This is a genomic window from Intrasporangium sp. (assembly GCF_030452765.1).
In the GTDB taxonomy this organism is placed as follows: domain Bacteria; phylum Actinomycetota; class Actinomycetes; order Actinomycetales; family Dermatophilaceae; genus Intrasporangium_A.
This window is the reverse complement of record NZ_JAKDLO010000132.1, coordinates 1-13,402: the sequence shown is the minus strand read 5'-3', so window position 1 is coordinate 13,402 and position 13,402 is coordinate 1. Positions and strand designations below refer to the sequence as shown.

General features: G+C 69.7%; 12 protein-coding genes, 1 tRNA gene and 1 pseudogene. 6 read left to right on the top strand and 8 right to left on the bottom strand.

Features of this window, described 5'->3' with window-relative positions:
* Positions 1-191: 191 nt before the first annotated feature.
* From L0H79_RS15560 to L0H79_RS15550, 3 genes are all read left to right on the top strand, one after another.
* On the top strand, positions 192-995 hold the full coding sequence (locus tag L0H79_RS15560; protein WP_301485544.1) for a carbon-nitrogen family hydrolase: 804 nt from the start codon (positions 192-194) through the stop codon (positions 993-995).
* A complete protein-coding gene (locus L0H79_RS15555) occupies positions 995-1,309 on the top strand; it encodes a hypothetical protein (RefSeq protein WP_367652479.1) in 315 nt (104 codons plus the stop codon). The genes L0H79_RS15560 and L0H79_RS15555 overlap by 1 nt, the downstream gene beginning before the upstream one ends.
* A 99-nt stretch (positions 1,310-1,408) precedes the next feature.
* Positions 1,409-2,251: a hypothetical protein gene (locus tag L0H79_RS15550; protein ID WP_301485543.1), complete on the top strand. Its 843-nt coding sequence runs from the start codon at positions 1,409-1,411 to the stop codon at positions 2,249-2,251.
* A gap of 39 nt (positions 2,252-2,290) precedes the next feature.
* Here L0H79_RS15550 and L0H79_RS15545 read toward each other — a convergent pair.
* The 5 genes and pseudogenes from L0H79_RS15545 to L0H79_RS15525 form a co-directional block, all read right to left on the bottom strand.
* Positions 2,291-4,142, bottom strand: a pseudogene (locus L0H79_RS15545) (acyl-CoA dehydrogenase).
* Between the two features lie 109 nt (positions 4,143-4,251).
* Complete coding sequence (locus L0H79_RS15540) at positions 4,252-6,255, bottom strand: cell wall-binding repeat-containing protein (RefSeq protein WP_301485542.1); 2,004 nt, start codon at positions 6,253-6,255, stop codon at positions 4,252-4,254.
* Positions 6,256-6,619: 364 nt separating this feature from the next.
* Positions 6,620-6,693 (bottom strand) — tRNA-Gly (locus L0H79_RS15535).
* A 140-nt stretch (positions 6,694-6,833) separates the two neighbouring features.
* A complete protein-coding gene (gene bfr, locus L0H79_RS15530; RefSeq protein ID WP_301485541.1) occupies positions 6,834-7,322 on the bottom strand; it encodes a bacterioferritin in 489 nt (162 codons plus the stop codon).
* On the bottom strand, positions 7,309-7,509 hold the full coding sequence (locus L0H79_RS15525; RefSeq protein WP_301485545.1) for a bacterioferritin-associated ferredoxin: 201 nt from the start codon (positions 7,507-7,509) through the stop codon (positions 7,309-7,311). Before L0H79_RS15525 ends, bfr begins: the two co-directional genes overlap by 14 nt.
* 91 nt (positions 7,510-7,600) lie before the next feature.
* Here L0H79_RS15525 and ric point away from each other — a divergent pair, with 91 nt between their 5' ends.
* On the top strand, positions 7,601-8,308 hold the full coding sequence (ric, locus tag L0H79_RS15520; protein WP_301485540.1) for an iron-sulfur cluster repair di-iron protein: 708 nt from the start codon (positions 7,601-7,603) through the stop codon (positions 8,306-8,308).
* Between the two features lie 65 nt (positions 8,309-8,373).
* Here the strand turns inward: ric and L0H79_RS15515 are convergent, their stop codons facing one another.
* Positions 8,374-9,363, bottom strand: coding sequence for a cell wall-binding repeat-containing protein (locus L0H79_RS15515; protein WP_301485539.1), 990 nt, complete (start codon positions 9,361-9,363; stop codon positions 8,374-8,376).
* A gap of 196 nt (positions 9,364-9,559) precedes the next feature.
* Positions 9,560-10,627 carry a right-handed parallel beta-helix repeat-containing protein gene (locus L0H79_RS15510; protein ID WP_301485538.1) on the bottom strand — a complete coding sequence of 356 codons (1,068 nt, stop codon included), beginning with the start codon at positions 10,625-10,627 and terminating at the stop codon, positions 9,560-9,562.
* A 565-nt stretch (positions 10,628-11,192) separates the two neighbouring features.
* Between L0H79_RS15510 and L0H79_RS15505 the strand changes: the two genes are divergently transcribed.
* Together L0H79_RS15505 and L0H79_RS15500 are read left to right on the top strand one after the other, a co-directional pair.
* Positions 11,193-11,444, top strand: a complete 252-nt coding sequence (locus tag L0H79_RS15505; RefSeq protein WP_301485537.1) for a nucleotidyltransferase family protein — start codon at positions 11,193-11,195, stop codon at positions 11,442-11,444.
* Positions 11,445-11,536: 92 nt separating this feature from the next.
* The gene (locus tag L0H79_RS15500) at positions 11,537-11,782 is read left to right on the top strand and encodes a DUF86 domain-containing protein (protein ID WP_301485536.1); all 246 of its coding nucleotides are present in this window, start codon (positions 11,537-11,539) and stop codon (positions 11,780-11,782) included.
* An 852-nt stretch (positions 11,783-12,634) separates the two neighbouring features.
* Here L0H79_RS15500 and L0H79_RS15495 read toward each other — a convergent pair.
* On the bottom strand, positions 12,635-13,126 hold the full coding sequence (locus L0H79_RS15495) for a hypothetical protein (protein ID WP_301485535.1): 492 nt from the start codon (positions 13,124-13,126) through the stop codon (positions 12,635-12,637).
* Between the last annotated feature and the right edge of the window lie 276 nt (positions 13,127-13,402).

The following is a 13,402-nucleotide window of genomic DNA, read 5'->3' as shown; positions in this document are numbered from 1 at the left end:
TGGGCCGTCCTCATCCTCGAAGTCGTCACCCACCATCCACCGATCCCGGGCCCAACCAAGGTGCCGCTCAACGCCGCGCCACGAGAAGTGCGATCGGTGTGGGTTGTCGTCGCGCCCCCAGGCGATCGTCAGGGTGGACATGAGGATGGACGGGCAGTACATCGTCTCGCCGGACGTGTGAGGCTGGGGCCATGAAGGTTGCAGTCATCCAGCTCGGCTACGGCGACGGTGAGCCGGTCGTCGAGCGCACCGCCCGGGCCACCGCCCTCGTCCGCGCGCAGCAGGGGCACGACCTCGTCGTGCTCCCCGAGCTGTGGTCGGCCGGCGGCTTCGACTACCGCGCCTGGGCCGAGCGCGCCGAGCCGGTCGGGGGCCCGGTCACCCAGGCGCTCGCGTCCGCGGCCCGCGATGCCGGGGTCACCCTGCACGGCGGCTCCATCGTCGAGACAGGTCCCCCCCAGACCGGCGACGGCCACGGCTGCTGGAACACCTCGCTGCTCTTCTCGCCCGACGGGCAGCTGGTGGCGACATACCGCAAGATCCACCGCTTCGGCTTCGGGCAGGGCGAGCCCAAGCTCATGGACCCCGGTGCGGAGCTCGTCACCGTCGACGTTCCCGTCGCCGGTGGCGAGCCCGTGCGGGTCGGCCTGTCCACGTGCTATGACCTGCGCTTCCCCGAGCTCTACCGGGCCCTGCTCGACCGGGGCGCCGAGGTCTTTCTCGTTCCTGCCGCGTGGCCGATGCCACGGGTCGGCCACTGGAGCCTGCTCGGCCGCGCCCGTGCCATCGAGGACCAGTGCGCGGTCGTCGCGTGCAACACCGCCGGCACCCACGCCAACCACGAGATGGGCGGCCACTCGCAGGTCGTCGACGCCTGGGGTGGGGTCCTGGCCGAGGCGGGCGCCGACGAGCAGGTCCTCAGCGTCGAGATCGACATCCCCGCGATCCACCAGGCGCGCGAGGCCTTCCCGGTGCTCGCCGACCGGAGGTTGTGATGCCCACCGGGAGCTCCGTCGCTCCCACCCGACGCTCCCGGGCCCGGGTACGGGCACCGGAGCCGGAGCCGGGGCTGCTCGCCTCGGGAGCCGGTCGCGCGCGGGGGCTCACGCGCACGCTCGAGGTGGTGAGCGGCATACCGAACGGGTCGCTCCACGTGTCGGTCCAGGCCGCCGCGTGCGACGGGGACCCCGAGACGGGGGAGGCCCCCGACCACGCCGCCTGCCATCTCTTCCAGCAGGACTGGGGAATCCCCGTCGTCGTCGACCCGGCCGGCGACGCCCGGATCACCCTCGAGCTCAGAGCGGTGTGACCGGCCCGACTCCGAGTGGCGTGGTGTCGACTCGTGGGTGGCGCGCGCCATGATGGACCAACCACCGGGCAACCGGCATCTCACCCGAGGAGTTCGATCATGCGGTCCTTTCTCGCCGGTCTCGTCGGGCTGCTCGCGGTGCTGCTGCTGCCGGTCGCGCTGCTCGCGCACTGGACCAGCCAGACGGTCACCCGGACGGATCTGTTCGTCGAGCAGCTGGCTCCGGTCGTGCACGAACCGCAGGTCCAGCAGGCGCTCGCCGACGGCCTGACCAAGGCTGCCCTCGATGCGGCCAACCTGCGCTCGCCCGTCCGGCGGGTCCTCGAGCCGACGGTTCGCGCCCAGGCGGCCCGGATCGTCGAGAGCCAGGCGGTCGCCACGGCCTGGTCGACCGGCATCCGGGTCGCGCACGGCCAGGTGGTCAGGATCCTGAGCGGCGAGGCCGACACCGGCGTCGACGCTCAGGGCCGCGTCGTGCTGAACGTCCGCGTCCCGGTCGGGCCGCTCACCCGCGCGCTCGAGCAGGCCGGTGTGCCGAACGCCGGAGCCATCGCCCCGACCGTGGGCATCCCGCTCGCGAGTGCCGATCAGGTGGCCCGAGCCCAGCAGGTCTACCAGCTGCTCGACCGATGGGGGCCTTGGGTGCTGGTCGCCACCATCCTGCTGGCCTTGCTCGCGATCGGCCTGGCCTACCGCTGGCGCCGCGCCCTGGTCCTTCTCGCGGTCGGCGGGCTCGTCATGTGCGGCGTCCTCGCGCTGGTCATGGCGCTGGCCCGTGACCCGGCCCTGGCTGGCGTCACGCCGCCTGCGGCGCGGGCCGTGGCCGACGCTGCCTACGGCGTGGTCGAGTCGGGCATCCAGGGCGAGATCTGGATAGCGGCCGCAGTGTCGGTCGGGATGCTCGTCGTCGCAGGCGCCGGGCGCCTGTTGGCGCGCACGTGACCTGGTCTCACGAGCCTCGGCCGGCAGGTCTTGCCCGGCTCAGAAGGCGGCCTCCGGCACCTGCATGAGCGAGTTGTCCGTCGCCTCGACGATGGCCCGTTCGGCGGCGAGCCTCGGCAGCACGGTCTTCGCGTAGAACGAGGCGGCGGCGACCTTGCCGGTGTAGAAGTCGGCGTCCTTGCCGGTCGCGCCGTGATCGAGGGCCCGCTGGGCGATCTCGGCCTGACGCAGCAGCAGCCAGCCGACGAGCAGGTCGCCGGCCGCCAGCAGCAGGCGTGTCGTGTTCTGGCCGACCTTGTAGAGGTTGCTCGCCTCTCCGCCCAGGCGCGGGTCGGACCTCATCAGGTCACCGACCATGTGGCCGAGCATCCCCTGCACGTCTTCTAGGGCCTGGCCGAGCCGCTCGCGCTCGGCGTCGAGCGAGCCGCCGAGGTCCTTGGCGAACTCCTGGACCTGAGCGGCGACGTGCTGCAGCGCCTGGCCCTTGTCACGCACGATCTTGCGGAAGAAGAAGTCCATGCCCTGGATCGCGGTCGTGCCCTCGTAGAGCGTGTCGATCTTCGCGTCGCGGACGTACTGCTCGATCGGGTAGTCCTGCAGGTAGCCGGACCCGCCGAGGGTCTGCAGCGACTCGGTGCCGAGCAGGACCCATGCGCGCTCGGAGCCGAGCCCCTTGACGATCGGCAGCAGCAGGTCGCTGATGCGGTGGGCGAGCTCAGCGTCCGAGCCCTTCTCGAGCTGCACGGCCGGGTTGCTGCCCTGGGCCTGCGCGACGAGGTCCTGCTGGGTGGCCGTGTAGACGACGAGGGCACGCAGACCCTCGGCGTAGGCCTTCTGGAGCATGAGCGAGCGGCGCACATCAGGGTGGTGCGTGATGGTGACCCGGGGGGCGTCCTTGTCGGCCATCCGGGTCAGGTCGGCGCCCTGGACGCGCTGCTTGGCGAAGTCGAGCGCGTTGAGGTAGCCGGTCGACAGGGTGGCGATCGCCTTGGTGCCGACGAACATCCGGGCGCTCTCGATGATCTTGAACATCTGGGCGATGCCGTCGTGCACGCCGCCGAGCAGGGTGCCCACGGCCGGCTCGTGCTCGCCGAAGGTCACCTCGCAGGTCGTGCTCGCCTTGAGGCCCATCTTGTGCTCGACGTTGGTCACGTAGACGCCGTTGCGCTGCCCGAGCTCACCGGTCGGCAGGTCGACGTGGAACTTGGGGACGATGAAGAGGGACAGGCCCTTGGTGCCGGGGCCGGCGTCCTCGGGCCGGGCCAGGACGAAGTGGACGATGTTGTCCGCGAGGTCGGACTCGGCCGAGGTGATGAACCGTTTGACGCCCTCGAGGTGCCAGGTGCCGTCGGGCTGGGCGATCGCCTTGGTGCGGCCGGCGCCGACGTCGGAGCCGGCGTCGGGCTCGGTCAGCACCATGGTCGTGTGCCAGCCGTGCTCGACGATGTGCCGGGCGAGCTGCTTCTGCTCGTCGGTGCCGAGGTACCAGAGCAGGTTCGCGAACGAGTAGCCGGCGGAGTACATGTGCACGGCCGGGTTCGCGCCGCACACCATCTCGGCGATCGACCAGCGCAGCGAAGGGGGGACCACCATGCCGCCGAGCTCGGGCGGGGTGTCGAGGTTGCCCCAGCCGCCGTCGATGTAGGCGCGGTAGGACTTCTTGAACGACTCGGGGAGAGTCACCGAGTGGGTCGCCGGGTCGAAGACGGGCGGGTTGCGGTCGGAGTCGGGCAAGCTCGTGCTCGGCGAGCCGGGAGACCTCGTGCAGGATGTCCCTGGCCGCGTCGACGTCGAGGTCTGCATAGATCCCGCGCCCCAGCACCTCCTGGCGGCCGAACACCTCGAAGAGGTTGAACTCCAGGTCCCGTACGTTGCTCTTGTAGTGGCCCATCGCGTCCTCCACTGGCTTGTTACTGATGAGTAAACCAATGATGCTACTCATCAGTAATCAACGCAAGCGGAATGGGAAATATGCCGCCCAGCGCGGTGATCGGGCAGCGCTAGGGCACCTCGTAGGTCGAGAGCCGCTTCGCGACCACGGTGCTGACTGCGCTGGACCCGCCGAGCACGACGATCCGCTCGGGCTTGAGGCGGGCAAGCTCGCTCAGGGTGGCCTGGGGAACGGCGTTGCGCTGGGTGAGCAGGATGGGGCCGCCGCGGTGGCCGCCGGCAGCCCCACCTGCGACGGCGTCAGGGAAGGTGGCGCCGGTCGCGACGAAGGCGATGGGCGCGCCCGCCCCGAAGGTGGTCGAGGACACCCTCGCGGCCGTCCCGAAGCGGTCGGAGCCGCTCGCTCTGGAGACGCTCGACGAGTAGGAGCCCAGGGACTTCTCGACCGAGGACGAGACGACGCCGGTGCCGCCGAGCACGACGATCCGCTCGGGAGCCAGGCGCCGCAGCTCGGTGGCCGTCGCCGCCGGGATCGTGTCCCTGCCCACGAGCAGCACCGGCCCGCCCTTCACGCCGCCGGCCGGGCCGGCGGCCAGCGCGTCGGGGAAGTTCGTGCCCGTCGCGACGTAGGCAACCGGGGCGCCGGGATCGAACGCCACCCGCGAGACCTGCGCGGCCGTGTCGTACCGGTCGGTGCCGGCGTCGCGAGCGACGGAGTCAGCGTAGCCCGCGAGGCGACGCTCGACCGTGGACGAGATCACCCCGGTCCCGCCGAGGACGACGATCCGACCGGGCTTGAGGCGACGCAGCTCGTCCGTGGTGGTCTTGGGCAGGCTGGTGCGCTCGCTCAGCAGGACCGGACCACCGAGCGAGCCGGCCGCCGCCGCGCCCGCCAATGCGTCGGGGAAGCCGGCCCCCGTGGCGATGTAGGCCACCGGAACCCCCGACCCGAAGGTCTTGGCAGAGATGGCCGCCGCGGTGGCGTAGCGGTCCGACCCCGCATACCGGCTCACCGAGGGCAGGTACGACGCGGTCTGCTTGCGGATCGCAGGCAGCTTGGCATAGAGGTACCTGCCGGGGCATGCCGTCGAGTTGTCCTTGGCATCGCGATGCCCGGAGATCGTGTAGTACCTCTTGCCGGAGATCGTCACGCGACCGCTGACGTCGAAGTGGTGGATCGTCGCCTTCCACGCGATGAGCTTGCTGAGCGCCGTGGTCGTGGCGCTGGTCGGCCGCACGTCCTCGTAGTTGCCCAGGACCGAGACGCCGAACGTGTCCGAGTTGAGCCCGTAGGTGTGGGCGCCGACGACGGCCTTGTCCATGCCGCCCCAGCGGCCCTCCCAGATCCGGCCGAACTTGTCGACGAGGAAGTTGTAGCCGATGTCGCGCCACCCGTGGCTCTTGACGTGGTAGGCGTAGATGCCCCTGATGATGCCGGGGACGTCGTCGCGGGTGTAGCTGTTCGTGCCGGCCGTGTGGTGCACGAAGGCAGCCTCGACCCGGCCGTAGCTCGGAGACGACTGCTCGCGCAACGACTCGTCGGCGCCCCACTGGGCACGGGTGTAGATGGTCGGCTTCGACGCTACCGCGGCGCTGAACGCGGCCGGGGCGTACTCGAGCTCGCCGGCGGAGACGGCGCTCGACGGGGTCCGGTTGCCTACCGTCCCGGTCGGCGTCGCGCCGGCATCCACGGTGGCGGTGCCCGGGTCGACGACGACGATCTGCGGGTCGGCCGGTGCGCTACCGGTGGGGGAGACCAGCCGGGCCTGGACGTCTGCGGCGCCGGTCGTCACGATCGGAGCGGATCCCATGCGGGCTCCGCCGATGCGCCGCGCAGCCTCGGCGGCCTCGGCAGGGTCGGGCCGGTGGTCGTCCTCGGCGGCGACGAACTGCCAGGCGCCCCAGCCCTCGCCGGTCTTCGTGCGGTACTGGACGCTCGTGCCCGGGGCCGACCCCTGGCGCCACGTGACACCGACGACGGCGAGGCGGGGCAGGGCGACCTGCGGGGAGGCGGAGGTCACGTGCACCGTGCGCCCGTCGGCCTCGGAGCGAGCCTCTTTCGTGTCCGTGCCGGACAGGCGGGCGGCCTCGGAGGCCCGGCTCGGGGCCTGCATCCGGTGGGTGTCGACCCGGCTGTGGACCGGTGTCGGTCCGGGGCCCGCCTGGGCCGGTGGTGCGGATGTCGGGGCGAGGCTCGTGACGGCGGCTGTCCCGGTGAGGGCCAGTGCGAGGGGGAGGAGGGCGGCGGGAGTACGAGTCAGGAAAGTGCGGTATCGGAACACAGTGACCTCAAACTGGTGCGAAACGGACTCCGAGCACGGTAGCGGCATTCGGCCCCATCTGACCCGTTGAAACCACAGGAATTTCGGGCCGTGGGCCCGCCGTGTCGGGTCGCAGGTGTCCTCGCAGGTGCCGTCGGCGGTGTCCCTGAAGACGATGCGAGGCGCCCGAACGGTTGTCCGGACGCCTCGTATCAGCTGGAGCGGGCGGTAAGGATCGCACTCACGTCTTCCTCCTGGAGGGAGGATGTTCTGCTACTGAACTACACCCGCAGCGATGTCCACCCTAGCCGAACCCCCGCCTCCGGTTTGCGTAGGAGGCGGGCACCTGCTGCCGGGTCGAGCAGGAGCGCGCTGAGCGGCATACCGCACCATGGGTATGCCGCTCAGCGTCGGGTGCGTGCGGGTGTGACCTACCCGGGGCCCTCACCCGCGTGGATCTGCTGCGCGAGGTAGGCCGCCGCGCCGAGGCGCTGGACCGCGTCGAGCTGGGTCTCGAACCAGTCGGCGTGCTTCTCCTCGTCGCGGACCATCTCCTCGAAGACGTTGGCCGTGCCGTGGTCGCCGAGGTCGTGGCACTCCTTGGCCGCGGCGTTGAACTGCGCGACGGCGGTCTGCTCGCTCTCGAGGGCGAGCTGGAGCATCTCCTCAGGAGTCTCGCCGGTCCGGATCGCGCCGAGGCGCTGGACGTTGGGGTGCCCGTCGAAGAGCAGGATGCGCTGGATGAGGTCGTCCGCGTCGCGCATCTCGTCGATGGACAGGTCGTAGAAGACCTTGCCGAGCCGGCCGAAGCCCCAGTTGTCGAGCATCCGGGCGTTGAGGAAGTACGAGTTCGTGACGGTCAGCTCGAGCGTCAGCGCGTCGTTGAGCAGTTCGGTGATCCGTGGGCTAGCTGGCTGCACCTTCGACCTCCAGGAGTGTGGTGTGCGTGGCCTGCTCATGCTCGCAGATCAGCCGCTTGAGCGCGAAGACGCACGACCCACAGTCCTGGCCGGCCCCGGTGGTCCGGCAGACCTGCCCCAGGCTCTTGGCGCCGCAGTCGACCGCGTCCTTGACGCACGCGTCGTTGACGACGGCGCAGTGGCACATGATCACCCCGACAGACTAAGGCTAGGCTTACCTATTGTCGAGCCCCCGGGCCGCAGGGTGGTCGGGCAGCGAGCGTCGTATCGTGGGGGCCATGTCTGTCGATGTGAGCGCAACGTTGGGTCAGCTGGTCACCGAGGTCCCCGGACGGGCCCGGGTCTTCGAACGGTTCGGGATCGACTACTGCTGCCACGGTGAGTGTTCTCTGTCGGACGCCGCCCGGCAGGACGGGCTGGACCTGGCCGAGGTGGTTGGCGCGCTGGACCTGCCCGCCGCTCCCGCAACGCCGGTCGCGGGCCCGCAGCCGTTGGCCAACGGTGCCCTCGCGCACGACATCGTCGACACTCACCACGCCTACATGTGGCAGGAGATGCCGCGGCTGCAGGCCCTCGTCGAGAAGGTCCACACGGTGCACGGGGAGCGGCATCCCGAGCTGGCTGGGGTGCGGGCGGCCTACACCGAGGCCGTCGCCGCCCTCGACCCGCACATGACGACGGAGGAGCGGGTCGTCTTCCCGGCGATCAGCAAGGTGGAGCGGGCCCAGACGCTCACGGCGTTCGGCTCGTTCGCCGAGCCGGTCGCGCAGCTGCGGGCCGAGCACGACGCCGTCGGGGTGCTGTTCCGGCAGATCCGCACGCTCACCGGCGGGTACGCCGCGCCCGAGGACGCGTGCAACTCGTACCGGGCCATGCTCAAGGGGCTCGAGGAGATGGAGCTCGACCTGCACGAGCACATCCACAAGGAGAACAACATCCTGTTCCCGCGGGTCCTGGAGCTCGAGGGTCGGCTCACGTCGGAGTGATCCCGCGCCGCCGGCGTGGTGCCGTGCGGGTGGCGGACCGGCGTCCCGCGTGTGCGCGGCTCGGTTCAGGAGCGGCAGACCCGCGACGTGTTGGCGACCGAGGGGCCGCCGACGACGATGATCCGCTCTGGACCGAGGTTGCGCGTGGCCTGGTCTGTGGCCCGGGGCACGCAGTCGGCACGGGTCAGGAGCACAACGGCGCCCGCCGCGGCCAGCGCGTCGGAATAGTTCTCTCCGGAGGCATACCAGAGCGCCTGCACACCGCCCCGACGCGAGGCAATGGCAGCGGCCACCTTGGCGGCCGTGGCGTACCGATCCTGCCCGCCGATCCGGGTACGGTCCCTGTTGCCGAGGTAGATGTTGTTCAGGACGCCGTCGCTGATGGCACCCGTGCCGCCGACCGCGATGACCGTCTGACCGCGGGCAGCGTCGATGGTCGCCCACGGCAGCGTGTCTCGCCCGGCCAGCAGGAGCGGTGGCACGAGGCCCGCTCCGGTCAGGGCGTCGGGCCAGTCCTCGCCGGTTGCGAGGACCATGTGGTCGAGGGGCATCATCTCCTCACCCCAGAAGACGCTGTCGACCACCCCTGCCGTGGTCTTGTAACGGTCGCTGCCGGCGATCCGGTGTGCTCCGTCGGGGGCATACGGGTTGAGGAGGCGCACGACCGAGCTGTCGATCACCCCGGTCCCCCCGATGACCACGATCCGGCGCGGGGTGAGGCGCTTGATCTCGCGCAGGGTCACCTCCGGAACCCGGTTCCGCTGCACGAGCAGCACGGCGCGGCTGGTCTGGTAGCGGTTCGCCGCGGCCAGCGCGTCCGGCCACGCCGTGCCGTTGACGATGGTGACCTCGTCGTCCGGTATGGGTGCCGGGTTCAGGTAGCTGGACACCTTGACGGCGGTCTCGTACCTGTCCTGGCCCGCCAGCCGGACGATCTGCGGGCTCGTCGTGGCGGCTTCCGCCCTCGTGTCCGGCGCCGCGCCGGCCGGTGCGACGACAGCGCATGCTGCCACCATGCCGATTGCTGCGCCGATGATCCGTCTTCCCGCACGCACCTGATACCCCTGACGTCGTCCGACCGAATGCCCGACATTATGCCCGCGTCGCCGGAAGGGCGCCTGCCGAGGCGACAGCGGCATACCACTCGTAGGTATGCCGCTGAGCGGGCTGACGTGGGGAGGGGTCCGACGCGCGGGGCAAGCACCGCACCCGCCGACGGCTTCATGTCAGTGCGGTGCTCTCGACCGGGCGTCAGGGGGCTGGAACGCGGTAGACCGGGGTGCCCCCGGACAGGACGTGGATGGAGTTGTGCCGCACGACAGGGGCGTTCGCGCCCCGGGACCAGACCCCGTAGAACTCGTCGGTGATCCGGTTGCGCGCGACGACGGTGTCGATCGCGCGTGCCCCGTTCGGCCCCTCCAGGAGCGAGTCGACGACGACGCCGGTCAGCTGGGTCGGCTGGGACGGGTGCGGGCCGGCTCCCTTGGCCCAGTTGTCGCCGGACAGCCGGTTGCCGGTCACGCTCACGTTGACCGTCTTGGAGTTCGGTGCTGCGGCGTGCACGATGACGCCCGCCTCGGCCGAGCCGGTCACCCGGTTGCGGCTTATCCTGATGTTGCTGACGGTGCTGGCCGGTCCGTTGGTCTGCGCGACGATCCCACCGACGTCGGCTCCGTGCCGGTTGGCTCCGACCCCGCGAACGGTGTTGCGGGTGACGACGTCATTCGACATATGGTTGCCGACGTTGAACGGCGCCAACACGATGGCGCACCCGTTGTAGTTGGCCCACAGGCGGTTTCGTGAGACGACATCGTTGTCGGACGGCACCGGCGCGGTCTTGGGGTCCGGCTGGTGGGTGACGAGCTGGCCCGGATCGAACGGACCGTAGTCCATGAGGCCGATCCCGCCGCGGCCGTTGTTGTACACGGTGTTGCCGCTGACTCTCGAGTCCGACACCCCGAACAGGCTGATCGCGAACGCCTCGGGCAGGAGCTCTCCGGGAGAGGCGAACCCGTTCCCGGTCACCACCGAGCGCGTGATCGTGACGTGCGAGGTGTCCTGGACCAGGATCCCCGCGTCCTTGGCCCCGGTCACCCTGACCCGGCTGATCCTGACGTGCTTGGCGCCAGGGCCGACATAGATGCCGACATCGCACCCCGTCGCGTTGACCCGCCGACCGACGATGCGCTGGCCCGACGTCGCGACGACGGCGGCGGTGAAGCCGGAGTCTCCCGCTTGCGAGCACATCGGTGCGGCGACGGCCGCACCGGCGCTCATCGCGACGATCCCGAGCCCGGTTCCCCCGATGGTCGTCACCATCGTTGCCAGCGTGGTGACTCGACGAGCCCTGTGCCTGCTGCTGATTGGTTGCATCTGTAATGCCCTCCTCGCCTCTCGTCTGCGCGCTGGGCGCGTCGCGCGACCCCAACGCACGACGTGTCAGCACACGTCCCCCACTTCGGACGCCTCGTCCGAGGGATCGACGGGTCTGGGCCTGCGCATCCCGCCCCCCGGCGGCAGGATGACCCGGACAGTCGATGGGGTCATGGTCGTCCCCGAACCTGAGGGTTGGTCGAATGTCGACTGCCAACTTCTTTGGAACTGAGCTCTGGCAGTGTCATGGCCCCGCTGACGGGATCAGGGACACATCTGCTGACCGCGTCCACGCCCTGAGTGCACGGGTGGGTGCACGCAAGGTCCACAGTGACGGATCGTGGCTAACGGGTCCGCCCTGCTGGACCTTACTGGTGCAGGTGCCCGACGCTGGCGAAGCGGTGATGTGCCGCAACGCCGATACGATGGGGCTATGACCGAGACTGCGGCACCGGCTCGTGCGCCACTCAGTGGCCCAACAGGCCGACTCGTCGCAGTTCACCGGGAGGAGTTGCGCGAAGTGCTGCGCCGCCACGGCGTCACCAACGCCCAAATATTCGGAAGCGTCGCCCGCGGAGACGACCACCCAGGCAGCGATCTCGACCTGCTCATCGAGCTCCCCCGCGGGACGACCCTCTTCGACATGGCAGGCATTCAGGCCGAGTTGGAAGGGGTTCTGGGCGCCGAGGTTGACCTCGGAACCATCGGAAGCCTCAAGCCGCGCATCCGTCGGCGCGTGGAACGAGACCTGGTTGCTCTATGAGTCGTTCGGACCTCGACCGGCTCTATGACATCGCCGACGCGATTGCGGCCATCCGGTGACACGTTGCACAAGGGGCTCTCAGCGAGGCTGTCGTGTTCGACGCGGTGCGGATGCGACTCCTTGAAATCGGCGAGGCCGTCAAGGGCCTCAGCGAAGAACTCACGGCAGGGGAGCCTGCCATTCCGTGGCGCACGATTGCGCGGTCGCGAGACAACCTGGTCCATCACTACTTCGCGAGCGAAGTGCAGATTGTCGAGGACACCATCAAGACGGACTTGGCGCCACTCGACGAGGCCGTCGCCCGGCTGATCGCGGCAGTCGAGCGGCCGAGGGGGTAACTCCTCCTGTGCCGTGGGGGGCGTGCATCACCCGCTATTGCACGTACCCTGCACGCCCGCTGTTTCGGGCCTCGGGAACGACGAAGCCGCAGGCCGGGAAACAGTTCCTGATGCGGCTTCGTCGTGGAGCGAGCGACGGGAATCGAACCCGCGTATCCAGCTTGGGAATCCTGTCGAAGCAACGGTCGAGCGTGTGAGCTTCGGCCGGGGCGAGACCATCCTGGCCTGAGCGTGCCCTCTGCTGCCCCTCCCTCGTTGCACGGGCATTGCACGAGAGTTGCGATGATCGGGCTCAACCGTCAACCATGTCGTCGGACCTCCGCGCGCCTGTTGTAGTAGGGATTCCGTGGCGAAGTCCCTGCCTGCAAACTTGGGGCCATGGCGTGGCCATGGGCATCGGGACGGGTGCGTCCGCGCATGTCACGAGCCCTCGGACGTCGTCGGGCGCCACTCGTCAGCGACGTCGTTGCAGTCCAGGGCACGGTCTGCGTGGCCACTTGTCGCTTGCCATCCCGAACGGCGAGCGCAGAAGCGTCTCGGGCGGCTGACGACCCAGGGCCTGCAGTTCCTTCCGGGACTGCGTGACTGGCAGTCCACCCGACCTTCTTGGCGGGCATGTGAGACGCGTCTGAGTGACGTCTGAGATTCCTCGCGTACGATTGACATCGAAGCCGATCCCATTGCGGTGAGGATCGGAAGTGAGCCTCAGGAGATCCTGCCAGTCGCGGGGCCTGGGGCTCGCGCCATGTCACGCTTCAAGGTCCAGGATGTCGATCCGAGCGGCCAGCTGTCGGAAGTAGGTGGGCTGGCCGCAGCGCATCCCGGACACTGCGCCGCAGACAGCGTCAGGTATCACAGCATGGGGTCCGCGGGGCCGGGGGAGTGATCCATGCGGATGGAGCCGAGCAAGTGTCGCTTGACACGCATGTGCTCGAGAAGCCCGTGGTCGCGAGCGCCGTCCTTGCGGCCACGGGACTCGAGGATCACGGGGCCGACGTCGAGTGCGGTGAGCTGGAACAGCATGAGCTCGAGCGCCTTCCGACGTCGATGTTCTGATCTGCTGGGTGCGCCGGCCGAGCGGATGACCACCAGATGCTCAACGCAGGAGCACTCAGCGATGGTCGCCGTGACCTTGCCGTGCCTTTGGTCCTCGTCGTCGCGCCAGTGGACCTTCGGCTTGCCAGGCAGGAGTAGTTGGCGCATCTGGTCACGCGTTGCTTCGACGTCCTCCGCCATGCAGATCGCGGCCGAGAGGATATAGGTGTGCGGGTCGAGAGCACGGTTGGACCCGGATTCGTCGACCCACGCGGCGATGGGGGAGTGCGGATCCAAGGGCGAGTGCACGGGCCGAGTGTGCCAGTCACTCCCGACGATCTCGGGATAGCCCGGCATACACCGTGACTCGTCCCTACTCACTCAACGTCCTGGTCGACGACGCCGCCGAAGCGTGAAGGACGGGCTCGACGCGCTCTGATGGTCACGTCGCGCCGAGCTTCGGAGGGGCAGGGTCTGATGGTTGTTGGGCACGGGTGGGCACGCCGCCGTTTCGCAGCCCTCGGAACGGTGAAGCCGCAGGCCGGGAAACAGTTCCTGATGCGGCTTCGTCGTGGAGCGAGCGAC

Bases quoted from the DNA above. Each gene is read 5' to 3' on its own strand.
- L0H79_RS15560 (WP_301485544.1), top strand. From the start codon at position 192: ATGAAGGTTGCAGTCATCCAGCTCGGCTACGGCGACGGTGAGCCGGTC.
- L0H79_RS15555 (WP_367652479.1), top strand. From the start codon at position 995: ATGCCCACCGGGAGCTCCGTCGCTCCCACCCGACGCTCCCGGGCCCGG.
- L0H79_RS15550 (WP_301485543.1), top strand. From the start codon at position 1,409: ATGCGGTCCTTTCTCGCCGGTCTCGTCGGGCTGCTCGCGGTGCTGCTG.
- L0H79_RS15540 (WP_301485542.1), bottom strand. From the start codon at position 6,255: ATGCAGGCCCCGAGCCGGGCCTCCGAGGCCGCCCGCCTGTCCGGCACG.
- L0H79_RS15525 (WP_301485545.1), bottom strand. From the start codon at position 7,509: ATGTGCCACTGCGCCGTCGTCAACGACGCGTGCGTCAAGGACGCGGTC.
- ric (WP_301485540.1), top strand. From the start codon at position 7,601: ATGTCTGTCGATGTGAGCGCAACGTTGGGTCAGCTGGTCACCGAGGTC.
- L0H79_RS15510 (WP_301485538.1), bottom strand. From the start codon at position 10,627: ATGGTGACGACCATCGGGGGAACCGGGCTCGGGATCGTCGCGATGAGC.